This is a genomic window from Massilia sp. BSC265 (genome assembly GCF_000740675.1).
GTDB lineage: Bacteria > Pseudomonadota > Gammaproteobacteria > Burkholderiales > Burkholderiaceae_D > Telluria.
Genome location: NZ_JPXI01000040.1, coordinates 62,053 through 86,440, shown reverse-complemented (window position 1 = coordinate 86,440; position 24,388 = coordinate 62,053). Strand labels below are relative to the sequence as shown.

General features: G+C 66.5%; 22 protein-coding genes and 1 pseudogene. 5 read left to right on the top strand and 18 right to left on the bottom strand.

The window, feature by feature from the left end; genetic code table 11:
* Position 1: 1 nt before the first annotated feature.
* The 6 genes from MA09_RS20635 to MA09_RS20610 form a co-directional block, all read right to left on the bottom strand.
* Entirely contained in the window at positions 2–778 is a 777-nt protein-coding gene (locus tag MA09_RS20635; protein WP_051933661.1) for an EAL domain-containing protein, read from the bottom strand.
* A gap of 101 nt (positions 779–879) precedes the next feature.
* Positions 880–1,389, bottom strand: coding sequence for a MarR family winged helix-turn-helix transcriptional regulator (locus MA09_RS20630; protein ID WP_152594744.1), 510 nt, complete (start codon positions 1,387–1,389; stop codon positions 880–882).
* A 7-nt stretch (positions 1,390–1,396) separates the two neighbouring features.
* Entirely contained in the window at positions 1,397–3,043 is a 1,647-nt protein-coding gene (locus tag MA09_RS20625; protein ID WP_036252674.1) for an AMP-binding protein, read from the bottom strand.
* A 96-nt stretch (positions 3,044–3,139) separates the two neighbouring features.
* Positions 3,140–3,823, bottom strand: coding sequence for a response regulator transcription factor (locus tag MA09_RS20620; RefSeq protein WP_036252673.1), 684 nt, complete (start codon positions 3,821–3,823; stop codon positions 3,140–3,142).
* A gap of 51 nt (positions 3,824–3,874) precedes the next feature.
* Positions 3,875–8,140 (bottom strand): two-component regulator propeller domain-containing protein, encoded by a 4,266-nt coding sequence (locus tag MA09_RS20615; protein WP_051933659.1) that lies wholly within the window; start codon positions 8,138–8,140, stop codon positions 3,875–3,877.
* On the bottom strand, positions 8,137–9,306 hold the full coding sequence (locus tag MA09_RS20610) for a patatin-like phospholipase family protein (RefSeq protein ID WP_036252672.1): 1,170 nt from the start codon (positions 9,304–9,306) through the stop codon (positions 8,137–8,139). The genes MA09_RS20615 and MA09_RS20610 overlap by 4 nt, the downstream gene beginning before the upstream one ends.
* A 279-nt stretch (positions 9,307–9,585) precedes the next feature.
* On the opposite strand from MA09_RS20610, the gene MA09_RS20605 reads away from it, so the two are divergent.
* Positions 9,586–10,314 carry a PEP-CTERM sorting domain-containing protein gene (locus MA09_RS20605; protein ID WP_036252671.1) on the top strand — a complete coding sequence of 243 codons (729 nt, stop codon included), beginning with the start codon at positions 9,586–9,588 and terminating at the stop codon, positions 10,312–10,314.
* Positions 10,315–10,465: 151 nt separating this feature from the next.
* On the opposite strand, the gene MA09_RS20600 is transcribed toward MA09_RS20605, so the two are convergent.
* The 5 genes and pseudogenes from MA09_RS20600 to MA09_RS20585 all read right to left on the bottom strand — a co-directional run bounded on the left by MA09_RS20600 (position 10,466) and on the right by MA09_RS20585 (position 14,280).
* Positions 10,466–10,657, bottom strand: coding sequence for an RNA 2'-phosphotransferase (locus MA09_RS20600; protein WP_373887860.1), 192 nt, complete (start codon positions 10,655–10,657; stop codon positions 10,466–10,468).
* 54 nt (positions 10,658–10,711) lie between these two features.
* A pseudogene (locus MA09_RS25610) lies at positions 10,712–10,784 on the bottom strand (hypothetical protein); the annotation flags it as partial.
* 18 nt (positions 10,785–10,802) lie between these two features.
* Positions 10,803–12,581, bottom strand: a complete 1,779-nt coding sequence (ggt, locus tag MA09_RS20595) for a gamma-glutamyltransferase (RefSeq protein ID WP_229440807.1) — start codon at positions 12,579–12,581, stop codon at positions 10,803–10,805.
* A 104-nt stretch (positions 12,582–12,685) separates the two neighbouring features.
* Positions 12,686–13,444: a 3-hydroxyacyl-CoA dehydrogenase gene (locus MA09_RS20590; protein ID WP_036252670.1), complete on the bottom strand. Its 759-nt coding sequence runs from the start codon at positions 13,442–13,444 to the stop codon at positions 12,686–12,688.
* Between the two features lie 149 nt (positions 13,445–13,593).
* Positions 13,594–14,280, bottom strand: a complete 687-nt coding sequence (locus MA09_RS20585) for a hypothetical protein (protein WP_036252669.1) — start codon at positions 14,278–14,280, stop codon at positions 13,594–13,596.
* Positions 14,281–14,443: 163 nt separating this feature from the next.
* Here MA09_RS20585 and MA09_RS20580 point away from each other — a divergent pair, with 163 nt between their 5' ends.
* Complete coding sequence (locus MA09_RS20580; protein WP_036252667.1) at positions 14,444–14,956, top strand: thioredoxin domain-containing protein; 513 nt, start codon at positions 14,444–14,446, stop codon at positions 14,954–14,956.
* A 110-nt stretch (positions 14,957–15,066) separates the two neighbouring features.
* On the opposite strand, the gene adk is transcribed toward MA09_RS20580, so the two are convergent.
* From adk to MA09_RS20555, 6 genes are all read right to left on the bottom strand, one after another.
* Positions 15,067–15,723 carry an adenylate kinase gene (gene adk / locus MA09_RS20575; protein WP_036252665.1) on the bottom strand — a complete coding sequence of 219 codons (657 nt, stop codon included), beginning with the start codon at positions 15,721–15,723 and terminating at the stop codon, positions 15,067–15,069.
* Between the two features lie 204 nt (positions 15,724–15,927).
* Positions 15,928–16,680, bottom strand: coding sequence for a 3-deoxy-manno-octulosonate cytidylyltransferase (gene kdsB / locus MA09_RS20570; RefSeq protein WP_036252663.1), 753 nt, complete (start codon positions 16,678–16,680; stop codon positions 15,928–15,930).
* A 4-nt stretch (positions 16,681–16,684) separates the two neighbouring features.
* Positions 16,685–16,855, bottom strand: coding sequence for a Trm112 family protein (locus MA09_RS24305; protein WP_081897729.1), 171 nt, complete (start codon positions 16,853–16,855; stop codon positions 16,685–16,687).
* The gene (gene lpxK / locus MA09_RS20565) at positions 16,836–17,861 is read right to left on the bottom strand and encodes a tetraacyldisaccharide 4'-kinase (RefSeq protein WP_036252661.1); all 1,026 of its coding nucleotides are present in this window, start codon (positions 17,859–17,861) and stop codon (positions 16,836–16,838) included. Before lpxK ends, MA09_RS24305 begins: the two co-directional genes overlap by 20 nt.
* Positions 17,862–17,891: 30 nt before the next feature.
* Complete coding sequence (locus tag MA09_RS20560) at positions 17,892–18,335, bottom strand: biopolymer transporter ExbD (protein WP_036252659.1); 444 nt, start codon at positions 18,333–18,335, stop codon at positions 17,892–17,894.
* Positions 18,335–18,940 (bottom strand): MotA/TolQ/ExbB proton channel family protein, encoded by a 606-nt coding sequence (locus MA09_RS20555; RefSeq protein ID WP_036252657.1) that lies wholly within the window; start codon positions 18,938–18,940, stop codon positions 18,335–18,337. The genes MA09_RS20560 and MA09_RS20555 overlap by 1 nt, the downstream gene beginning before the upstream one ends.
* Before the next feature lie 1,296 nt (positions 18,941–20,236).
* Between MA09_RS20555 and xseA the strand changes: the two genes are divergently transcribed.
* Both xseA and MA09_RS20545 read left to right on the top strand, forming a co-directional pair.
* Complete coding sequence (gene xseA / locus MA09_RS20550) at positions 20,237–21,610, top strand: exodeoxyribonuclease VII large subunit (protein ID WP_036252655.1); 1,374 nt, start codon at positions 20,237–20,239, stop codon at positions 21,608–21,610.
* Between the two features lie 85 nt (positions 21,611–21,695).
* Positions 21,696–22,274: a superoxide dismutase gene (locus MA09_RS20545; RefSeq protein ID WP_036252653.1), complete on the top strand. Its 579-nt coding sequence runs from the start codon at positions 21,696–21,698 to the stop codon at positions 22,272–22,274.
* A 64-nt stretch (positions 22,275–22,338) separates the two neighbouring features.
* Here MA09_RS20545 and MA09_RS20540 read toward each other — a convergent pair whose 3' ends face one another.
* Complete coding sequence (locus tag MA09_RS20540; RefSeq protein WP_051933658.1) at positions 22,339–23,247, bottom strand: LysR family transcriptional regulator; 909 nt, start codon at positions 23,245–23,247, stop codon at positions 22,339–22,341.
* 109 nt (positions 23,248–23,356) lie between these two features.
* Between MA09_RS20540 and MA09_RS20535 the strand changes: the two genes are divergently transcribed.
* On the top strand, positions 23,357–24,202 hold the full coding sequence (locus MA09_RS20535; protein ID WP_036252651.1) for an oxidoreductase: 846 nt from the start codon (positions 23,357–23,359) through the stop codon (positions 24,200–24,202).
* Positions 24,203–24,388: the final 186 nt, after the last annotated feature.

Genomic DNA, 24,388 nt, shown 5'->3' with positions numbered 1-24,388 from the left:
TCTACGCCCAGGCTTCCGGGCGGATATCGCCGGCCGCACGCAGCACCGGCCTCGCGAACAGGTAGCCCTGCATCAGCTCGACGCCCGCCTCGGCCAGCCAGTCGCGCTCGGCCGGCGTCTCGACACCCTCCGCCAGCACGCGCACCGGCAGCGCGGCGCACATCGTCATTACCCCCTTCACGATCGCCTGGCGCGCCCGGTCGCCATCGATGCCGCGCACCAGGGCCATGTCGAGCTTGAGCACGTCGGGCTGGAATGCCGACAGCAGGTCCAGGCCCGCATAGCCGGAACCGAAATCGTCGATCGCCGTGCAGAAGCCGTAGCGGCGGTATTCGCGGAAGATGTGGACCAGGTGCGGCCGGTCGCGCACGCGCTCGCCCTCGCTGACTTCGAACACGATGTTCTCGGGCGGGAAGCCGGCTTCGTTCGCGGCCGCGAACGTGCGCTGGATGCAGGTCGCCGGATGGTACACGGCGTTCGGCAGGAAATTGATCGACAGCCGGCCTGACAGGCCGAGGCGCGCCGCTCCATGGATCGCCTCGATGCGGCAGGCCTGGTCGAACTCGTAGAGGTTGTCTTCGTTGACCAGGGACAGCACCGACCAGGCGCCTTCGCCGCGCGGTCCGCGCACCAGGGCCTCGTACGCCCAGATGTCGCGCGCCTTCAGGTCGACGATCGGCTGGTAGGCAAAGGCGAGCTGGAAGCCCAGTTCGCGTGGATTCCGGCAGCGGCCGCAGGCTCGGACTTCCGGTGGCACTTCGGGCGGTGTCAGGCTCATGGATTCCTCTCGGCGGATTCGTCCATTATCCTCGGCCCAGCACGGCGGGTCGCACGATTGCAACCAAGGGTCGCTGCAGCCTGTTGACCGCCCTTCCCCGGCTAGCGTTCGTCGCCGGTCCTGAGCCGCTGCTTCATCGACGCCAGCAACGCGATCAGGCTGGACTTGTCCTCGGCCGGAATATCGGCCAGCATCTCGTCGATCCAGCGCTCGTGCACCGCCGCCATCTCGGCGAAAGCGCTGCGCCCGGCCGGGGTCAGGCGCACCGCCCAGGCGCGGCGGTCGTGCGGGTCGGGCACACGCACCACCAGTCCTTCGCGCTCGAGTTGGTCGGTGATGCCGGTGACGTTGCCGCCGGTGACCATCATGCGCCTGGACAGCTCGCCCATGCGCAGGCCGTCGGGATGGCGCTCGAGCTGGGCCATCAGGTCGAAGCGCGGCAGCGTGATGCCGAAGGTGGCGCGCAGCCGCGAGCGGATCTCGTTCTCGATACGCACGGTACAGGACAGCATGCGCAGCCACAGCTTGAGCGACTGATGGTGATCCTGCGTCAGCCGGCTGGCCAGGTCGAGCTCCTGCTCTCCCGGTCCCTGGTCCTCGAGATCGGACATGTTTTCCTCAGACCGCATCCGTGCGTAATTTAAACCGTTGCAGTTTACCGGTTTCGGTGCGCGGCAGCTGTTCGCGAAAGCGCACCACGCGCGGATACTTGTAGGGGGCGATCTGGGCCTTGACGAATTCCTGCAGCGCCGCGGCCAGCTCGCTGCTGGCCTCCACCCCGGGCTTGAGCACGACATGGGCCTCGACCACCTGCCCGCGCTCCTCGTCGGGACGCCCCACCACGCCGCATTCGGCCACCGCGGGGTGGTGCAACAGCGCTTCCTCGACCTCGGCGCCGGCGATGTTGTAGCCGGCCGAGATGATCATGTCGTCCAGGCGCGAGCGGTAGTAGAAGTAGCCGTCGGCGTCCATCTCGTAGGCGTCGCCGGTGATGTTCCAGCCATCCTGCACGTAGTTGCGCTGGCGCGGGTCGTCGAGGTAACGGCAGCCGGTCGGGCCTTTCACGGCCAGCCGTCCGACCACGCCTGGTCCCACCGGAAGCCCGTCCTCGTCGAGGATGCAGGCCTGGTAGCCCGGCACCGGCTTGCCGGTCGCGCCGGCCCTGGCCTCGCTGCCGGCGGCGGAGATGAAGATGTGCAGCATCTCGGTGGCGCCGATCCCGTCGATCATGTCCAGGTTTGTCGCGGCTTTCCAGGCCGCGCGGGTGGCGACCGGCAGCGCCTCGCCGGCCGACACGCTGCGGCTCAGGCTGCGCAAATCGAAGCGGGACGCGAGCTGGGACATCTGGCGGTAGAAGGTGGGCGCGGTGAAGCACACCGTGGCGCGGTGTTCCTGGATCGCCGCCAGCAGGCTTTCCGGGCTCAAGCGTTCGACCAGCACGGCGCTGGCGCCGACGCGCAGCGGGAACAGCAGCAGCCCGCCCAGGCCGAAGGTGAAGGCCAGCGGCGGCGTGCCGATGAAGACATCGTCCATGCGGGAGCGCAGGACATGGCGCGGGAAGCAGTCGCAGATCGCCAGCAGGTCGCGGTGGAAGTGCATGGTCCCTTTCGGCACGCCGGTGGTGCCGGAAGTAAAGCTGATCAGGCAGACGTCGTCGGCCGCCGTATCGGGCGCATGGAAGGCGTCGCCATGGGCCGCCATGCGCGCTTCCAGCGAATCCGGGGCATCCGCGTCATCGAACAGCACCAGCGGAACGGGAGATCCCGACGGAGCGCACGGCTCCATCGCATCCACGTCGGCGCGCAGGGACGCCGCGCACAGCACCGCGTCGACACGCGCACGGCCGGCGATGGCGCCCAGCTCGCGGGCGCGCAGCAGCGGCATGGACGGCACGGCAATGCAGCCGGCCTTGATCACGGCCAGGATGCAGGCGGCCATCATGGGGCAATTGGCGCCGCGCAGCAGCACCCGGCTGCCGGTGGCCAGGCCAAGGTCGCGCCGCAGCACATGGGCGATGCGGTCGACCCGCGCGCGCAGCTGGGCGTAAGTAAGGCGCTCGCGGCTCCCGACCAGGGCCGTGCGTGCCTCCCACCCGCGCACCGTCGCGGCATCGAGCAGCTCGGCCACGCTGTTCAGGCGCGGGGGATACTGGAGCTCGGGCAGGTCGAAACGGAATTCGGGCCACGCATCGGGCGGCGGCAGGTTGGCGCGGGCGAAGCCGTCGGCGTAGCCGGACGGCGCAAGTGCTGCGGAAGCGTCGGTCATGTCGGGCCTTTATGGAAATTCCGGCAATGATGCAGCGGTAGTGCGGCAGCGATCCCGCTTTACTTTAAATCTAAAGCAATTCGGCGGCAAGCATATTTATTGGCTGGCTTGCGCGCGCTGCCGCTGGCGTTCGACGGCGGCCAGCGCATGCGCGATGGCCGCCTGCAAGGCCTGCGGCTGGCCCCGGCCCGTTACCGCGCGCAACCGCGCCGCGCTGTCCGCCAGCCCAAGGGTGGCGCAGCCTTCGGCCAGGCGCTGCAGGCGCGCCGTGTCCCCGTCGGCCGGAGACTCCGGAGCGAAATCCGGCCCCGCCTCTTCGAGCTGGCGTCGCAGGCCGTCGAGGTAGGCCAGCAGGCGCTCGGACGTGATGCCGAGGCGCTGCAGTACCGAGGCGGGCTTCTCGTCCTGAGGCGCCAGGCGCGCGAGCTGGGCTCGCACCTGCCCCGCGGCGAAAGGCTTCACGATGTAGCCGTCGGCGCCGAGGCGCCCGGCCTCGGCCAGGGTGTCGGCGTCGGAAGCTGCCGACACGAGCACGAAGGGCAAGGTCTTCAGGGCAGGATCGTGTTCGGCGGCGCGCAGCCGCGCCAGCAGTCCCATGCCGTCCAGGTGCGGCATGCGCAGGTCGCAGAACACGATGCCGGGACGCAGGCCGGCCGCCAGCTGGCGCCAGGCATCCTCGCCGTCCTCGGCCTCCACGATCTCGTATTGTCCGCAACTGTCGACCAGATGCATCAGCATCATGCGCGACACCACGTCGTCATCCACCGCCAGCACTTTCATGCCCTGTGTCCCCTTACCAGCTTCGAGCCGCCATTATAGTGGGCAAGGCCATCAGGATGGCTGGAAGGCCGCCAGCTGCACGCCCAGGCACGCTACCCCGGCCAGCAGGCGCGTGCGGTCTCCCGCATCGGCCGCCGCTTCCAGTTCGGCACACAGCTGGCCGAGCGCGGTCTCGCCCAGGTAGGCGGCGCTGCCGCGCAGGCCGTGCAACACCCTGCCCGCCGCCTCCAGGTCATCGGCATCGAGCGCCGCCTCGAGCTCGGCCCGGCGGCGCGGCAGGTCGGCGGTGAAGGCGGCGCGCAGGCGCGCGGCCAGGTCGTCGGCGCGCCGGCCCGGCTCGGTCCCCATGGATGCCGCAGCTTCCGTGGACGCGGTTTCCGGCGCCGGGGCGACGCCGAACATCGCATCCAGCGCCGCCATCGGAGAAACCTGCTCCGGCTGCCCCGAGACGGGAGCAGGGCCGGGCATTGGCGGCAGCGCGATGCCGCGCGCCAGCTGGCGCTCGATGGCGCGCGAGATCTCCTGGTGCAGCGCGTCCTCGTCGATCGGCTTGGTCAGGAAGGCGTCCATGCCGCAGGCCAGGTAGCGCGCCCGGTCTTCGCCGCTCGCGTTGGCGGTCAGGGCCACGATCATCAGGTGCGGGTCCAGCACGCGGGTGTCCGGCGTACCGCCGGCGCGGATGATGCGTGTCGCGGTGGCCCCGTCCATCTCGGGCATGCGCCCATCCATCAGGATCAGGTCGTAGCGGGTGCGGGCGCAGGCCGCCACCGCATGCAGGCCGTTGTCGGCGATGTCGACCTGGTGGCCCATCTCCTCGGCCATGGTGCGGGCGATGATCTGGTTGGTCGGGAAATCCTCGGCGCACAGGATGCGCAGGCGGTGGGTGTGCGGGACGCGCGGCGCGGGCTCGACGTGCGGCGGCTCGACACCGTCGGCCAGCGGCACCAGTACGCTGAAGGTGCTGCCCTTGCCCTCGATGCTGTTGACGGCGATCGAGCCGCCCATCAGGGCCACCAGCTGGCGGCAGATCGCCAGCCCCAGGCCGGTGCCGCCGTAGCGGCGCGTGGTGGTGGTGTCGGCCTGTTCGAATTTCTGGAACAGGCGCGGCAGTGCATCGGCCGGGATGCCGATGCCGGTGTCGCGCACCGTGAAGCGCACCATGTTCCAGCCCTCCCCGCGCACCTGGTCGTCCTTGCGCAGCTCGACCTGCAGGTCGATGCTGCCGGAGCGCGTGAACTTGAACGCGTTCCCCACCAGGTTGACCAGCACCTGGCGCAGGCGGGTCGGATCGCCCACCACGAAGCGCGGCAGCGCCTCGTCGAAGGCCACATGGAAGCCGATGCTCTTGCCGGCGGCCTGCTCCTCGAACAGGCTGGCCACGTTGCGGATGGCGGCGTGCAGGTCGAAGTCGATGTTCTCGATGCTCAGCTTGCCGGCCTCGATCTTGGAGAAGTCGAGCAGGTCGTTGATGATCGCCAGCAGGGCCTGGGCATTGCCCTGCCCGCGCTGGATCTGCTCGCGCGTGGTGTCGCGCAAGGTCGGGTCGCGCAGTGCGAAGCCGAGCATGCCGATCACGCCCGCCAGCGGCGTGCGCATCTCGTGGCTCATGTTGGCCAGGAATTCGGACTTCTGGCGCGTCGCATCCTCGGCACGCTGCTTGGCCTGGCGCAGGAATTCCTCGTTCTCCTGCAGCGCGCGGTAGGCGCGCGCCAGCTCGTTGGACTGCTGGCGCACGCGCTGCTCCTGGTCGCGCAGCTCCTCGGTCTGGCGCTCGAGCATGCGGTTCTGCTGCTCGACCTGCTCGGTGCGGGCACCGACCTGGCGCGCCAGCTGGTCCTTCTGGCGCTGCAGGCCGGACATGCGCATCCGCACCGCGGCGTAGCCGAAGGCCGCCAGCAGCAGCACCGCGATGGCACGAAACCACGGCGTGCCCCAGGGCGGCGGCTCGACCGTGATCGCGAGCGCCGCCACCTGCTCGCTCCAGACGCCATCCTTGTTGGCGGCGCGCAGCCGGAACACATAGGTGCCGGGATCCAGGTTGGTGTAGGTGGCGAAGCGCTTGGCGGTGTCGCCCTGCACCCAGTCCTGGTCGAAGCCGTCGAGGCGGTAGGCGAAGCGGTTGCGCTCGGGCGCGGCGAAGTGCAGGGCCGCGAACTCGAGCGTGAACACCGATGCGCCGGCCGGCAGCGTCACCGTCTCGGCATGCTCGACCGGGCCCTTGAGCAAGCCGGGCAGCGCCTCCTCGACAGGCTTGTTGAAGATCGTCAGGCCGGTAATCACGGGACGCGGCGCTACCCGGTTGTCGCGGAGTGCGCGCGGATCGAAGGCCGTGATGCCGTTGAAGCCGCCGAAATACAGGATGCCGTCCGGGCCGCGCACGGCCGACGAATCGAAGAAGGCCCCTTCGGTGAGGCCGTCGGCGGCCGTGTAGTTGCGCCAGCGCCCCGACGCCGGATCGAAACGGGAAATGCCGCTGGTGGTGCTGACCCACATGCGGCCGTCGCCATCCTCCAGGATCGCCGCGACCGCGTCGTCCAACAGGCCTTCGCGCGTGGTGTAGCGCACGAAGCTGACCGAACCGTCGGCGGCGGTCACCATGCGGTTCAGGCCCACCGCAGTGCCGACCCAGACGTCGCCGCGGCTGTCCTCGAACAGCGCGTGCACCTCGTCATGGCTCAGGCTCGCGGCGTCGTAGGGATCGTGGCGAAAGTGGCGAAAGCGTCCGCTGGCCCGGTCCATCAGGTCGAGGCCGTCGAAGGTGCCGATCCACATGCGGCCGCGCCCGTCCAGCAGCATGGGGCGTACCACGTCGTCGGCCAGGCTGGCGGAGCGGGCCGGGTCGTGGCGCCAGCTCTCGATCTTCCGCGTGGCCGCATCGAACCGGTGCAGGCCGCCACGGCTGGCGATCCAGACGCTGTCGTCCGGCGTCACGTACAGGGCACGCACGTTGTTGGTGTCGGCGTCGCCGGGCAGCGCCAGGCGCGCGAAGCGGCGCGTCGCCGGGTCGAACGAGCTGAGCCCGGTGCGGCTACCGATCCACAGGCGACCGCTGCGGTCGCGCGCCAGCGCGCTGGCCGGCAGGTCGGCCAGGCTGTTCGGGTTGCGCGGATCGGGGCGGTAGACCCTGGTCGCGCCGGTGGCCGGGTCGACGTGGTTGAGCGCGGTGGCGGTGCCGACCCAGAGCTTGTCGCCGTCGCCGAGCAAGGCCCGGGCCTTGTTGTCGGCCAGGGTGTCGGGCATGTCGCCACGGCGCACGATGCGGGCGAAGCCGCCGCTGCCCAGGTCGACGCGCGACACGCCGGCATGCCAGGTGCCCACCCAGAAGGTACCGAGGCGGTCGCGGTACAGGGACGCCACCTGGTTGTCGCCCAGGCTGTGGCGGTCGCTGACGACGTGGCGGTGGCTCTCGAACTTGTCCTCCCGGCCGCGCCAGCGCAGCAGGCCGTCGTCATGGGTGCCGACCCAGATCTCGTTGCCGGCATCGCGGTACAGGGCCGTGATCCACCACGGGCCGATGCCCTCCGCCGGGCCGAAGCGGCGCACCGTGCCTGCATCCGGGCCCTGGATCACGCGCCGTTCCAGCCCGCCGAGGCGCCCGATCCACAGGCGCTGCTCGCCGTCCACCATCAGCGCGTGCACCGGATTGCCGCGCGGGCCCAGTCCGGACGGATGGTGCTCGATGCGCCTGCGCTCCGGGCCGAGGCTGTCGAGCCCCCCGCCGGTGCCGATCCACAGGCGTCCGCCGGCGTCCAGTGCCAGCGCGTTGACGTTGTCGTCGCTCAGGCTCGCGTCGTTCCCGCGTTCGTGGTGCCAGGTGGTAAAGCGGCGCAGCGTGGTGTCGAAGTGCTGCAAGCCGTCGTTGGTGCCGATCCACAGGCCATCGCGGCCGTCGGCGATGATGGCGTTGATGTGGCGGTTCCCGCTGCCGCGCCGCATGGCCTCCTCCGGCACGAACAGCGTGAAGGACTGGGTGGCGGGGTCGTAGAGGTTGAGCCCCCCGTCGGTACCCAGCCACAGGCGGCCGTGACGGTCGAGGTGCAGCACCCGCACCCAGCTGTTCGACAGCGAGCGCGGCTTTCCCGGCACCGTACGGTAGTTGATGACGCGGTAGCCGTCGTAGCGCGACAGGCCGTTCTGGGTGCCGAACCACATGAAGCCGTCGCGGTCCTGCACCATCGCCAGCACGGTCTCCTGCGCCAGCCCCCCGGCCACGGACAGGTGCTCGAAGCGCAGGGTCGGGCGCGGCGGGCCGGCCAGCACGCTCGTGCCCAGGACCAGCAACAGTAGCGCCGCGAACAGTCGAATCAGCGTCTTCATTCGGGAAAGAAGGCCAGCACGTCGTCGCGCCGGGCCAGGGTATCGTGTTCGCCGAGGCGGATCAGCTCGCGCGTGTAGCTGCCCTCGAACAGCAGGTAGGAGGCCAGTGCCGCACCGCGGGTTTCAAGCGCGCCGATCCCGCCCAGCAGCGTGCGCACCGGGGCCGGCAGGTTGTGGACGTGGCGCAGGGCGATGTCGTCGAGCCGTTCGGACGGTGCGATCACCAGCAGTTCCACGCGGCGCAGCGGCAGCGCCGCGCGGGCCGCCAAGGGCATGCGCTCGAGCGTCTGGTTGATCCGCTGGAGACGCTCGATGTCGGCTGCCAGGCTGTCGAGGAAGATCGAGGACAGCGCATGGCCCGCGATCTGCGCCAGGCTTGGGTAACCACTATTGGGTTGCGGATCGACCGCCGGCTCCGACATGCGCCCTGCCCCGACCACCAGCACCCGCGTCGCGCCCAGGTGGATGGCCGGCGCGATCGGCGCCAACTGGCGCATCGACCCGTCGCCGCAGTATTCGCGCCGTCCTCCTAGATAAAGCGGCACCGCCGGGAAAATGAAGGGAATGGCGCTCGATGCCAGCAGGTGCTCGACGCTGATCTGGGTCGGCAGCGCCAGGCGCTGGTGCCGCAGCCAGGGCGCGATCTCGCGCGCGGCCTGGTAGAAGGTGATGTGATGGCCGCTGGAGTACGAGGACGCCGTGATCGCCAGCGCATGCAGCACGCCGTCGGCCAGGGCGGCATCAAGGCGCGGCAGGTCGAGGGCACGGTGCAGCAGTCCGGCCAGCGGGGTGTTGTCGAGCAGGGACTGGGGCGGTGACGCATGCCACTTGCGCAGTAGCCAGCCGAAGGACAGCAGCGACAGCCAGCGCGCGCCCGAGCGCAGCACGGCCAGGGAATCGGCGCGGTAGACCTGGTGGGCGGCGACGCCTTCCCACACGTTCAGCAGCCCGCGCACGGCGCTGCTGAAGTCGTCGGCGCGGCAGGCCAGCGCGGTGGCGTTCAGCGCCCCGGCCGAGGTGCCGCAGATGATGTCGAAGGGGGAACGCAAGGGGGGACGCCCCGCGTCGGCAAGGATGCGGGCGATCGCATGCATCACGCCGGCCTGGTAGGCGGCGCGTGCTCCACCGCCTGTGAGGACCAGGCCTGTTTTCGCTCCACTGTCCATCGGCGAAGCTTAGCAAAAGTCGGATATCTCTTGGGAAATAAATCGAGTTTAGTTGGACATAACCGACGCTTGGTCCGCCATAGGGGATCAGCACGGCCGCACGCTCATGCATCGCACTGGATAAACACGCGTCACGAGTTGAACTGAATGTCGAAAAACTTTACAGTTGGAGCACGAATGCCGACGAGCAAATAAAAATAATATGAAGAAACAATAACTTGCAGAATTGGCACGAATGTTGCTTGCAGGTATCACATCATCCACCACAACGAAAACGATATGAACCAGTCCACCCTGAAAAAGATTGCCCTTTGTATGATCTGCGCCGCCGGCATGGCTTCAGGAGCCCTGTCCGCTGCACCGATCCTCGTAGGAACCTCCCACACCTACAACCTGTCGACCAGTTCGGAATTGCCCGGCAACACGACGCTAGCGACCATTACCCTCACCCAGGCCTCGGCTACCCAGGTCGACGTGCGCGTAGCACTTGCGACCAATTACTATTTCGCAGGAACGAGCGGCACCAGCAGCCCGACCTTTGCATTCAGCCTGCTCGATGCGTACAAGGAGGCGAGCGTTTCCTACACGGGGACCGACTTCACCGTGATGGACAGTGGCACCTACAACCTGACACCGGATGGCCTGTTCACCAACGGCATGCGCCTGACCTCGACGGGGACTTCCGGCAGGGTGGGGTCGCCGCTGGATTTCAGTATCAGCCTGCAGTCCGGCATGTCGCTGGAGGCCTTTGCCTTGAGCGGCAAGAAAAACAACGGGCAGCCGGGCGGCTACGCATTTGCTGCCCATGTCGGCAACCAGAACGGCCTCACGGGCAGCATCGGCTACGTCGGCCTCATCCCCACGAAGATCCAGGCGCCGGTCCTGCCGGAGCCGGACGAAGGCGGCTCGAACGAAGTGCCGGAACCGGCTTCGGTGGCCCTGATGGGCCTGGGCCTGGCGGGCCTGGCTTCGCTGAGCAGGCGCCGCAGCGCGGGCGCGAGAAGCTGAGGAAGACCCGGCGCGGCGCGCCCGGGTAGCAGCCGCCGCCCGACACCGATGCCGCTCAGTCGAGACTGGGCGGCATTTGTACCGTAGCAGACCGCCGTGCCCATCGCGGCATCGGCATGTTCATGGGGCTCGTCCAGGCTCCGGTTCGCGGCTACCAGGCCGGCCCCTTATCCCCGTGCTTCGACAAGTACCGGGGCGGCACCGCGTCGGTCAGCCATACGCCGTTCTCGGAGCGGTAAAAGCGGAACCCGGCCGCGTGCATGGCGCCCGCGTCGACCGCCAGCACAAGCGGCTGTCCGTGCCTGCGTCCGACGGCGATTGCCGTCTCCATGTCGGCGGACAAATGGACGTGACGGCGCTCCCTCGGCGTCAGCCCAGCCGGCCTCGTCGAGCGACAGGCCGATGGCCTCCGGCTTGTGCCGGAGGACGAGACTCAGGAACTTGCTGGCCGATGTGCGTCCATCGCTCATCGCGCTACTCGTCCCCTTTCAATCCCCTTTCGCGACGCCTTCCCGGCGCGGATCGGCCCCGCCGTACCACAGGGGTACGCCATGCACCTCGATGCGCTGGATGCCGTGCAGGCCCGAGGTTTGCTCGCCCAGGCGCACCTTGTGGCCGCGCGCGTTCAGGGCTTCGATGGTGGTGGACGGGAAGCGTCCCACTTCGAGCTCGGTCGGCCCGTTGCGGCTGCCGAAGTTCGGCATCGCGATCGCCTGCTGTACATTCAGGCCCCAGTCGAGCGTCCCGACCAGCACCTTGGCGACGTAGTTGATGATGGCAGGCCCGCCGGGCGAACCGACCGTCAGCACCAGCCTGCCGGTCTTGCGGTCGAACACCACGGTCGGCGACATCGCGCTGCGCGGGCGCTTGCCGGCTTCCACGCGATTGGCGATCGGGCCGTCGGCATCGACCGAGGCGAAGGAGAAATCGGTCAGCTGGTTGTTGAGGATGAAGCCGCCCACCATCTGGCGCGACCCGAACGCGTCTTCGATGGTGGTCGTCATCGCCAGGCCCGCGCCGAAACCGTCGACCACGGACAGGTGCGAGGTGGACGGCGTTTCGATGGCATTGTCCTTGCCCCAGTGCCAGGCCATCTCCATGCCCGGCGGCTTGCCGGCCGGCGCCTCGCCCATCGAGCGCTGTCCCACCAGTTTGGCACGCGTAGCCAGGTAGGTCTTGTCGATCAGGCTCGGCACGCCCCGGCCCGGCAGCGGCACGAAATCGGTGTCGGCGGCGTAGCGGTTGCGGTCCGCATAGGCAAGGCGCGCCACTTCGCTGAACACGTGCAGCGCATCCGGGCCGGGAACGCCATTGGTAGGCGCGAGCGAGCGCATGTCCATGGTCTCGAACATGCCCAGCATCTGGGCGACGGCGATTCCTCCAGAAGAAGGTGGCGGCATGCCACATACCGTGTAGGCACGATAATCGCTGCACACCGGGGTGCGCACTTTTGGCTGGTAGGCGGCGATGTCGGCGGCGCTGAGCAGGCCCGGGTTGGTCGGGTGGCCCTGCACCTTGGCAGCGATGTCGCGTGCGATCCGGCCCTGGTAGAAAGCATCGGCGCCGCCTTCGGCGATCTCGCGCAGGGTTTTTGCCAGCGCCGGGTTCTTCAGGATATGGCCGACCGGCCAGGGCTGGCCGCCGTTGCCGTAGAAGTAGCGCGCGGCCTCCGGGTCCTTGCGCAGGTGGACGTCGCCGGACAGGAGCGCATGCAGGCGCGGACTGACCGCAAAGCCTTCTTCCGACAATTTGATGGCAGGTGCGAACAGGGCTTTCCAAGGCAGTCGACCGTGCTCCTTGTGCGCCAGCTCGAGCATGCGCAGTACGCCCGGCGCACCCACCGAACGGCCGCCGACGATGCCCTCGGTGCGCGACAGCGGCGTGCCGTCGGGGCGCTGGAACAGGCGCTCGTCGGCCTTCGACGGCGCGGTCTCGCGGCCGTCGAAGGCCTGGGTCTTGCGGCCGTCGTAGTGCACGAGGAAGGCGCCGCCGCCGATGCCGGAAGACTGCGGCTCGACCAGGGTCAGCACCAGCTGGGTGGCGATGGCGGCGTCGATCGCGCTGCCGCCCTGCTTCAGGATCCGGTGGCCCGCTTCCACCGCCAGCGGATTGGCCGCGGCCACCATGTAGTTCTTCGCGGGCCAGCCGGCCTTCGCGGTATAGCCGGTGGCGGCTTCGGGAGCGGCCTGGCGCGCATCCTGCGCCAGGGCCGCCGGGCTCGCGGCGAAAGCCAGCGCCAGGGTGAGCGCGGCATGGCGCATCTTCATGTAGTTCAAATCGTCTCTCCAAAAACAAAACGGACGCGCGGCTTGCGCCACGCGCCCGACATCCGCCAATCCTACAACAATTGGCAGGGGCGTTCAGGAGGCGATCACTTCGGCTGCATGCGGATCGCGCCGTCGAGGCGGATCGTTTCGCCGTTGAGCATCACGTTTTCGATGATGGCCTTGGCCAGGTGCGCATATTCCTTCGGCATGCCGAGACGCGGCGGGAACGGGACCATCTTGCCGAGCGAGTCGCGCACTTCCTGCGGCATGCCCATCAGCATTGGGGTCTCGAAGATGCCTGGGGCGATGGTCATCACGCGGATGCCGCTGCGCGCCAGGTCGCGCGCCATCGGCAGGGTCATGCCGGCGACCGCCGCTTTCGACGAGCCGTAGGCGGCCTGGCCGATCTGGCCGTCGAAGGCCGCGACCGAGGCGGTGTTGATGATGATGCCGCGCTCGCCGAATTCGGATGCGTCGGTCTTGCCCATGGCGTCGGCCGCCAGGCGGCACATGTTGAACGTACCGACCAGGTTGATGTTCACCGCGCGCTGGAAGGCGTCCAGCGGGTGCGGGCCGTCCTTGCCGACGGTCTTGACGGCCGGCGCCACGCCGGCGCAGTTGACCAGGCCGCGCAGGGTGCCCAGCCCCGTTGCCGCTTCGACGACCGCCAGGCCGTCGCTTTCCGAGGTGACGTCGCACTTGACGAACTGGCCGCCGAGCTCCTCTGCCAGGGCAGCGCCGGCTTCCGCCTGCACGTCGGCGATGACGACCTTGCCGCCGGCTTCCGCGATCATGCGCGCCGTGGCTGCTCCAAGGCCCGACGCGCCACCGGTCACGATGAACACATTGTTCTGAATTTGCATGGTTTTCCCTTTTAAAAGTTCTAGTGCCGCTGTCTTCGGCGGTGATGACGGCCTACGCAAGTCTTACGTTAACGTAAACGTCAAACAGCGGCATTGTAGCGAACTTTTGGGAAGAAAAACCAACCGGAATGCCCGGTTATCTCTTCCGGTCAAAGGCACTGGACATTGGCGCCGTTGGTGGTGCACAGGCGCCCGCTGCTGCTGACCGCGACATTGCCCGGGCCGCCGGCATTGTAGGTCGCGCCGTTGGCATCGGTGCAGGTGCCGCCCATGCAGCCCACCACCTGGCTCGACTGCGGCGCAACCGGGCCCGGCGCCGCCGCTACGCCGGCCCGCGGCGATGGCGCCGGGGACGGCGCGGCGATGCCTGGCGTGGGCTCGATGCGCTGGACCGCGCCCGGACGGCGCTGCGCCTGCTTCTTCGCCTGCTGCCGGCGCTCGGGCTGGCCTTGCAGTTCCTGCTGGGTCCTGGGCTGCAGCTGCTGGGTGCTCGGCCGCGTGCTCGGCTGCGTGTTGGTCGGCGCCGGCGTCTGCCCGGTCCCGGGGGCTGGCCGTGCCGAAGGATCGACTTCGTTCTGCTTGCTGGTGACCGGCGGCTGGCCCGAACGTTCTTCCTGCGCCTGCGGGCGGGCTTCGCCTGCCGCCTGCGTGCTGGCCTGGGTCGGCTGCCGGGTGGTGGCCGGGGTCGGCTGCTGGGGGTTCAGCACCGGGCCATAGGCGGCGCTGTCGTCCACCGGCTTGCCGGTCGGCGGCTGCGGCGTTGCCCCGTTCTGGGCCAGCGCTGTCGCCGAACCCAGCGCGAACAGCACGGCAATCATGGACTGGATGGGACTCATGGTGCACCTCATGCGATTCGGATAATGGACAGTCCATTATCTGCCCCCACAGGCGCGGTCGGCGCACGCGAAACAATTCCTCACATGATTGTTGCGCGGTAACGGGCGGCATGCCTGCCCGCCGCCATGCGAAGATCGGCCCATCACATTCACAGGAGCGAACATGAGGCGGGTAGAGATCGTGGAAGGCGACCACGTACGGGGCAGTCCGGATGCCGGCATCGTCATCGTCGAGTACGGGGATTTCCAGTGCCCCTACTGCGCACGGGCCCACCCGACGCTGGCGGGGCTGCAGAAGCAGTATGACCAGCGCATCGCCCTGGTCTGGCGCCACCTCCCGCTCGGCATGCACCCGTATGCGGAAGCGATGGCCGAGGCGGCGGAAGCGGCCGGCGCCCAGGGCAAGTTCTGGGAGATGCACGACAGCCTGTTCGAGCACCAGGCGCAGATGGCACCGGCCCAGCTGCCCCTGCTGGCCCAGGGCATGGGGCTGGATGCGGCGCGCTTCGATGAAGACATGGCGACGCGCAAGTATCGCGAGCGGATCGGGGCGCAGGCGGAAGAAGGAAAAACGCTGGGGGCAAGCGGGACGCCGAGCTTCTTCATCAACGGCGAGCGCTACCACGGGGATTCGGACCAGGAGTCGCTGACGGCGGCGGTAGAGCGGTATTTGTAACGAGCGCCACGCGTGACGCGTGGGCGGGAAACCGCCCCTCTACGAAAAACAAACCCGCGCCAACATGCAGAACGGCCCCCACGGGGCCGTTCGATCAACTTGCTGAGTATTTATTCCGACAGCGCCGCGAAAGCTGCATCGCGCACCTGCTCGACCGGGCCGACGCCCGAAATCTTGCGGTACTTCGGCGCACCCGGCAGGCCCGACTGGGCCCACTTGTTGTAATAGCCGAGCAGCACTTCGGTCTGGTTGTGGAACACGGCCAGGCGCTTCAGGACGGTCTCTTCCTTGTCGTCATCGCGCTGCACCAGCGGCTCGCCGGTCACGTCGTCGACGCCCTCGACCTTCGGCGGGTTGAACTTGGTGTGGTAGACGCGGCCCGAGGCCGGGTGGCTGCGACGGCCCGACATGCGCTCGACGATCAGCTCGTCCGGCACGTCGATTTCCAGCACGTAGTCGATCTGCACGCCGCTGTCCTTCATGGCGTCGGCCTGCGCGATGGTGCGCGGGAAGCCGTCGAACAGGTAGCCGTTGGCGCAGTCGGTCTCCTTCAGGCGCTCCTTCACCAGGCCGATGATGATGTCGTCCGACACCAGCTGGCCAGCATCCATCACCTTCTTGGCAGCCAGGCCCAGTTCGGTTCCAGCCTTGATCGCGGCACGCAGCATGTCGCCGGTGGAAATCTGCGGAATGTTGAACTTTTCCTTGATGAAGTTGGCCTGGGTGCCTTTACCGGCGCCGGGTGCTCCTAACAGAATGAGACGCATGAGTTTCCTAGATTCTTAGAGGATGTTGATAATTTTTATGTTGGCGATCATTCGTCTAAACCATCGCCTTGGATGCCGCATTTGATATATATCTGACTATTGACACGAAAGTTACCACAAAAGTCAGCTTTAACGCCAATTCTGAGGCCCTTCGCCAGCTCGTTTTGATGTGGCGCAGACAACGTAAATCTAGTGTCAGGAAGTTCAGGCAGTGTAGTGGCGGCGCACGCGCTCCAGGTCGTCCGGGGTATCGACGCCGGCCGGCGGCGCACTCTCGGTAATGTGCACGGCGATCGGGTGGCCGTGCCACAACACGCGCAATTGTTCGAGCGCCTCGATGGTTTCAAGCGGCGAACTCTCCAGTGCCGGATAGGCCTGGAGGAAGGCGTTGCTGTATGCGTAAAGGCCGACATGGCGCAGCGGCGCGTAGCCAATCGGCAAGGTTTCTTTGGAAGCAGCGAAAGCGTCGCGGTGCCAGGGGATGGTCGCGCGCGAGAAGTACAGCGCCCTGCCCGCCTTGTCGAGCACGACTTTCACCACGTTCGGGTTGAACACGTCGGCCACGTCGTGGATCGGGTGGGCCACGGTCGCCATCGGCACGCCGTCGCGAATGCGCGCGGCGCAGGCGGCCAGCAGGGCCGGGTCGATCAGCGGCTCGTCGCCCTGCAGGTTGACCACGACCTCATCCGGCGCCAGCCCCAGCGTCATGGCGACTTCGGCGATGCGGTCGGTGCCCGACGGGTGGTCGGCACGGGTCATGCAGGCTTCGATGCCGTGCGCTTCGCAGGCAGCCAGGATGCCTGGCGCATCGGTGGCGACGATGATGCGGGCGGCGCCCGACTCGCGCGCACGCTCGGCCACGCGCACCACCATCGGCTTGCCGCCGAGGTCGGCCAGCGGCTTGTTCGGCAGGCGGGTCGAGGCCAGGCGGGCCGGGATGATGACAGTAAAGCCCATCGGCTTACACCGGCTCGATCTTGCGCGCCTGGTCAGCCCACATGATCGGGATACCATCGCGGATCGGGTATGCAAGGCGGTCCGGGCTGCAGGTCAGTTCCTGCGCCTTCTTGTCGTACTGGAGTGGGCCCTTGCACAGCGGGCAGACCAGGATATCAAGCAGTCGAGCGTCCACGACATTTCTCCACGATTTGTTCGGCCAGCGCGGGGTCGATCCGCGCTGTCACGGGCACGACCCACAAGCGCGGGTCGTCCTTCAGGTTATCAAGTTGCCGACATTTTACTGCATCCTTCTCCGTGATCAGGATGACATCGGCGTCGACCCTGTCGAAAGGACGGTCGAGGAAGTCATGGTGGTCGGGCAGCGGCAGCTCCTGGAACTGCAGGCCGGCGCCGCGCAGCATGGTAAAGAAGCGGCCCGGGTTGCCGATGCCGGCGGCCGCGACGATGCGCTTGCCCTTCAGGCGCCCCAAGGGAAGGCAGTCTTCCGGCCGCATCAAGGGTTCGGCGAAGTCGCCCGCCAAGCCCATGCGGAAAGGCCGGCCGCCGACCGCGCGCGCGAGTTGCGGGGTGATCTCGGGCGCGTTCACCACGGTGAAATCGCGCCGGCGCGAGGGCGCCTCGCGCAGCGGCCCGGCCGGCAGCAGCCAGCCATTGCCGACGCCGCGGCCGTCGAACAGGACGATCTCGATGTCGCGCGCCAGGGCGTAGTGCTGCAGGCCGTCGTCGGTGATGAGGACGTTCACGTCGGGGTGGGCGGCGAGGAGCATTCTTCCCGCCTCCGCACGCTTGCGCCCGACCACGACCGGGCAGCCTGCGCGGGCGGCGATCAGGAGCGGTTCGTCGCCGACGTGAAGCGGGCTCGACTGCGGCGTCACTTCGCGCGGCGCGCCTGACGCACCGCCGTGGCCGCGCGAGATCACGCCCGGAAGCAGGCCCGCGCCGCGCAGGTTTTCCGCCAGCCAGATCGTCAGCGGCGTCTTGCCGGTTCCGCCAATGAAGATATTGCCGACCACGATGACCGGCACCGGCAGGCGCTCGCTCTTCTTCAGGCCAAGGCGGTACAGCAGCGTGCGCACCCCGGCGAGGACACGGAACAGCAGCGCCAGCGGCAGCAAGGCCAGCGCCAGCGGGCCGCGGCGCAGCCAGGCGCGGGTAAGGATCGATTCGAGAGAAGACATACGATGGCGGACGCCGCAGCGCCCGCTTGCTTACTGTTTGGTGCCGGTCTGGGCGGCGAAGGTCAGCTTGTCGTAGCCGGCCACGCGCGCCGCTTCCAGAACGTTGATGACCATCTGGTGCATCGCGAACTGGTCGGCATTGACGATCACCACCGGGTCCTTGGCCGGCTGGCCATCGGGACCTGCGCTACGGGCGGCGTTGCGCAGGTCTTCGGCCAGGCCCGCCACGCTGTGGAAGGACACCGGCACCTTGTTCACCGTGTAGTTGCCCTTGGCGTCGATGGTGACGTTGATCTCGAAGGGACGCTCCTGCACCTTCTCGGCATCGGCGGTCGGCAGCGTGATCTGCAGCTCGGTGAACTTGCTGAAGGTGGTCGAGACCATCAGGAAGATGAGGACCACCAGCAGCACGTCGATGAACGCGATCAGGTTGATCTCCGGTTCCTCGCGCCGGCGGTCGCGGCGAAAGTTCATCATTTGCGGCTACCGTGGACGACGTCGACGAATTTCACGGCCTGCAGTTCCATCTCGACGATGAAGCTGTCGACCAGGGCGCGGAAGTGGCGGTAGAACACCAGGGCAGGCATGGCGATCGCCAGGCCGAAGCCGGTGTTGTACAGGGCCACGGAAATGCCGTGCGCCAGCTGCGCCGGGTTGTTGCCGGTCGGGCTTTGCGCGCCGAAGATCTCGATCATGCCGACGATCGTGCCGAACAGACCCATCAGCGGAGCCAGCGAGGCGATGGTGCCGAGGGTGGTCAGGAAGCGCTCCAGGCCGTGGGCGACGCCGCGGCCGGCTTCTTCGATGGATTCCTTCATGACGTCGCGCGGGGCATCGACGTTGCGCAGCGCGGCAGCCAGCACGGTGCCGAGCGGCGAATTGTGTTCGAGCTTGTCAACGACATCGGGCGTGACCTTGCCGGCGCGGTAGACACGGATCACTTCGTCCAGCAATTGCTTCGGGAGGATCTTCTCGCGACGCAGGTAGATCAGGCGTTCCACGATCAGGGCAACAGCGACGATCGAGGCAATCAGCAACAGCCAGATCGGCCAGCCTGCAGCTTGGAAAATAGCGAGCAAGAGAAACTCCTGTGGGAAAGAAAATCAATTCAGCAATGTAACAAGTTGCCAGCAGTGCGGCAAGTGTGGTTCTGCACAGCTTCTGTGGATAAAAATGTGCGCAAGGCCTCCGTTCGGATCGAAGACCCTTGATTTCAAAGGACATTCTGTGCCTGCGCAAGAAAACGGCACGTGTCAGATGAGCATGCTTACAGCTCATCCGTGTTTTCAAGGATGATGTTGATCCAGCTCAACCGTTTGCACTTACGAACAAATTCTGTGGACAAAATTGTGTGCAATGGCGTCCAGCACGACGTAAGTCATTGATCCCTATGGGGAAATTTCTTAAGCGCAAAAAACAGGCAGTGTGGCGCCTTGTCCTCACTTCCCCCGGTATGTTTGGTTCCTCACATTTTTTGTGGACAAAAATGTGAGCAAGGGCCTATTTCTGATGCTAAGTTATTGATCTAACACAAAAAACTAGCACTGCATAAAATTTCATCACTCAGCAATAAACCAAGGATTTGTGTGCAATGTTGGCCTGCTGTGCATGACTTGTTCTGCCTGCGAGGGCTGGTGGCAAAGAAAATTCACATCTGCACATTTTTTGTGGATAAGGATGTGATGAATCATGTACGCCTCAATCCAAGTCATTGATTTTTAAGCGATCAGACCCCACTGCCTTCGAAATATGCAAGTGCCTGCAATCAAGGTAACAAGCCTTATGTGGACGGGTTCACCCAGCCTTTCCACAGTGCTGGACGCCGACTGTGGGCCGGTCGGATGCACGGCCTGGCCGTCGGACTGCCGTTGTGCACACTTTTTGTGGACAAAATTGTGTGCAAGGCGCCCCTCGACAAGCTAAGTTATTGATCTACCACAATAAAATTTCCTAGCGTCATTTTTGAGCACCGGCGCTCTCCTGGCCAGTTGCCATCCGGCTGGGTTAGCCTGCTGCGCTTGGATGCGCGATATGCACATTTTTTGTGGACAAGAATGTGTCCAAGGCAGGCACAGCGCTGCTAAATCCTTGATGCATAAGGAGGGCGGTCGACCTGCCCCATCCTTGGGCAGTCTTTGGTCTTATGGATGAGTTGCCCACAGATTTTGTGGATAAAGTCAGCTCAAAACCTGAAGACCCATCCGCAAACCATTGATTTCAAAGCGTTTCAATAGAATGCATTGAAAACTGGCAACAATGGTGCACGCCAGACAATGCTCCCTGAACCCACACACGCCTGGCGTCGACCCTTGTCGTTTTCGCCAAGATGTGACATAAGCATCAGCTTCATCAAAGCAGCCAGACAGACAGCCTCCATGGAATATCGAAGCGACGCCGACCCCGCCTACACCGCACCGCCCGTCATGAGCGTGACGGCCCTGAACCAGCAGGTTGCGCGCCTGCTCGAACGGAGTTTTCCACTGGTCTGGATCGGGGGCGAGATCTCCAACTTCACGCGCGCCAGTTCCGGTCACTGGTATTTCACACTGAAGGACGATGCCGCCCAGGTGCGCGCCGTCATGTTCCGCAGCCGCGCGCAATACGCCGGCTTCAATCCGCGCGAAGGCGACAAGGTCGAGGTGCGTGCCCTGGTCACCCTGTACGGCGCGCGCGGCGACTACCAGATCAATGTCGAGACCATCCGCCGCGCCGGTGTCGGCCAGCTCTACGAAGCCTTCCTGAGGCTCAAGGAAAAGCTCGAGGCCCAGGGCCTGTTTGATCAAGCGCGCAAGCGCCCGCTGCCGCTGTTCCCGCGCACCATCGGCATCGTCACCAGCCCGCAAGCCGCCGCCCTGCGGGACGTGCTCACCGCCCTGCGCCGCCGCGCGCCGCACGTGCGGGTGATCCTCTACCCGGCCCCGGTCCAGGGCCAGTTCGCCGCCGACAAGATCGCCGAAGCCATCATGACGGCCTCACGCCGCCAGGAAGCCGACGTGCTGCTGGTATGCCGTGGCGGCGGCTCGATCGAGGACTTGTGGAGCTTCAACGAGGAATGCGTGGCGCGCGCCATCGATGCATGCCAGATCCCGGTGATCTCGGGCGTGGGCCACGAGACCGATGTCACCATCGCCGACTTCGCCGCCGACGTGCGCGCCGCCACCCCGACCGCCGCCGCCGAACTGGCCGCCACCCCGCGCGCCGACTGGCTCGCCTCGCTCGCCGCCGATGCCCAGGACCTGCGCCGCGCCATGCGCCGCACCCTGTCGGAAGCCAGCCAGGGCCTGGACGGCTACAGCCGGCGCCTGTTGAGCCCCTCTGCCCAGATCCGGCACCAGCGCGTGAAGCTGCTGTCGGTGGCCGCCGCGCTGACCCATGCGGTGCGCACCCCGGTGAACCGCCAGAACCTGGTGCTGGCCCAGCTGCAGCAGCGCTGGATGCGCCACCGCCCCGACATGCGCGCCCTGCGCGCCCAACTGCTGGCGGACGGGCGCCACCTGAACACCAGCCTGTGTAACGCTGTCAAACGGCGGCGCGATGCCCTCGATGCCCTGTCGGCCCAGCTGGAACTGCTGAACCCGCAACGTACGCTGGAGCGCGGCTATGCGATCGTCCGCAATGCCAAGGGGGAAGTATTGCGCGACCCGGCGCAGATCAAGGCGCGTAACAAGCTGTCGGTGCGACTGGCAGGCGGCAGCGCCGACGTCGTCGTCTCCAGCGTGCAGGCCGCACTCGATGACGCGGCTGGGTAGCCAAGCATGCAACATCGCGCTATCCGGTTTAGAATAGCGCGGTTTTGGAACAAAACCCGTCCAACCAACGCACAAGGAATAGAACATGGAACATACCCTGCCGCCACTGCCGTACGCTAAAGATGCTCTGCAGCCGCACATCTCGGCCGAGACCCTGGAATTCCACCACGGCAAGCACCACCAGACCTATGTCACCAACCTGAACAACATGATCAAAGGGACCGAGTACGAAAACCTGTCCCTGGAAGAGATCATCCAGAAGTCGACGGGCGGTGTGTTCAACAACTCGGCCCAGGTGTGGAACCACACCTTCTTCTGGAACTGCATGACCCCGAACGGCGGCGGCGCACCGACCGGCCAGGTGGCTGACGCGATCAACGCCAAGTGGGGCTCGTTCGACAAGTTCAAGGAAGAGTTCAACAAGTCGGCACTGGGCAACTTCGGCTCGGGCTGGACCTGGCTGGTGCAGAAGACCGACGGCAGCGTCGACATCGTCAACACCTCGAACGCCGGCACCCCGCTGACCACCTCGGACAAGCCGCTGCTGACCGCCGACGTCTGGGAGCACGCCTACTACATCGACTACCGCAATGCGCGCGCCAAGTTCCTGGATGCGTTCTGGAATGTGGTGAACTGGGACTTCGTGAACCAGAACATGGCCTAAGCCGTTCTCGTTCCCCCTTGCACAGCCCGGTCCGCCGGGCTGTGTGCGTTTACATCCCTCTACTTCAGGGCGCACCGGCCAGACGCGCTCTGGCTGCCTCGACCGCGTAATCGATGAACAGCCGCACGCGCGAAGGAAGACCCGTCCGCTGCGGGTAGTACATGTAGATGCCGGCACTGCGGGTATCCAGTTCCGGCAAGAGATGGACCAGCCTGCCGGCGCCGATGGCGTCGTCGGCCAGGTAGCCGGCAAGCTGGCCGATGCCCAGTCCCGCCGCAACCGCCGCCGCTTCGCTCTCCACGGTATTGAAGGTGGCAACCCAAGGCATGTCGAGGAACAGCGTGCCGCCCTCGCCCTGCAACTCCCACGGCAATACGCGGCCGGTATTGGCCTGCCGGTACCCGGTGCACCGGTGACGGGCCAGCTCATCCATGCTGGCGGGGCTGCCGTGCTGCATGAGATAAGCCGGTGACGCACACAGCTTCAGTACGATGTCGCCGATCCGGCGCGCGACCAGGTTGCGCTCGGGCGGGTTCCCGGCACGAAAACCGACGTCGATGCGCGAGGCCACGAGGTCGGTGAACTGGTCCGCCAGCACCAGGTCGAAACGCACGCCCGGATAGCGCTCCTGGAACGCGCACACGAGCGGCGCCAGCAAGTGCGTGCCGAACGAAGTCGGTGCGGCGATCCGGATCAGTCCTTCCACCTCGTCCCGGCTGCCGCGGACCTGCTCGAGCGCATCGTCCAGCAGGCGAAGCCCGGGGTGCGCGAGGTCCAGCAGGCGCTGCCCTTCGTCGGTCAGCGCCAGGCTGCGCGTGGTGCGATGGAACAGGCGCACGCCAAGATGCTCCTCCAGTTGGCGGATCGCTTTGCTGACCGACTGCGCGCTCAGGCCCTGCGCCGCCGCTGCCTGGCTGAAGCTGCCCGCACGCACCACGTTGATGAACAGCGACACTACCCGCGCTTTATCCATGCCATTTACAACCAGAAGGTGAAAATCAATCAGCTTTACCCTCACTAGTTTAGCAGGTGGATCCTCCCTACACTGCCCTCATTCCCAACCACCCACGAAAGGAATGAACATGAAAACCTGGTTGATCACCGGCGCTTCGCGCGGCTTCGGTCTTCTCATCGCACGGCTTGCCCTGGCACGCGGCGACAATGTCGTGGCGACGGCGCGCCAGCCGCAATCGGTCCTGCGGGTGCTCGGCGAACATCCTCGGCTGCTGGCGCTGCCCTTGGACGTCACCGACGAACACGCCGCCGCACAAGCCGTCACGCAGGCGACCGCGCGCTTCGGGCGCATCGACGTCCTCGTCAACAACGCCGGCTATGGCCTGCTGGGCGCCGTGGAAGAATCCTCCGCCGAGGAGGTGCGCCGGTTGTATGAAACGAACGTCTTCGGCCTGCTGAATGTGACGCGCGCCGTGCTGCCGGTGATGCGCAGGCAGCGCAGCGGCCACGTCATCAATATCTCCTCGATCGGCGGCTACATGGCCTACCCGGGCTGGGGGGTGTACGGCTCGACCAAGTTTGCGGTGGAAGGCATCACCGAAGCGCTGGCGCAGGAACTCCAGCCCCTCGGCATCCACGCGACCGTCGTGGAACCGGGCTTCTTCCGCACCGACTTCCTGGATGCCAGCTCGCTCTCGTCCACGGCGGCCGTGATCGACGACTATGCGGCCACGGTCGGCGCCATGCGCGGCCATGCCGCCGAGGCCAACCACCAGCAGCCGGGCGACCCGTACAAGCTTGCCGTTGCCATGCTGCTGCTGGCGGACGCCGTCCGACCGCCGGTGCGGCTGCCGCTGGGCAGCGACACCGTTGCGCGCCTGCGTGAAAAGAACCGCGTGGTCGAGCGCGAACTGGAGGAATGGATGGCGGTGGCCCTGTCCACCGACCACGACGCCGCGGTGCCAGCGCCGTAAGGGAAACGGGGGACAAGCCAGGCAGCACCTCGGGCTTGTCCCTCCGCCGTTCTTGATTTTCCCTTGATAGCGATTATCCTGATTCAGGCTCTTTATTTTTTTGCCACACATTATGCGCAATGCATATGCATGACTCCGAGACATTACCTTGATTAGGGTAAGCAACGTGACTCTCACTCACGAAAG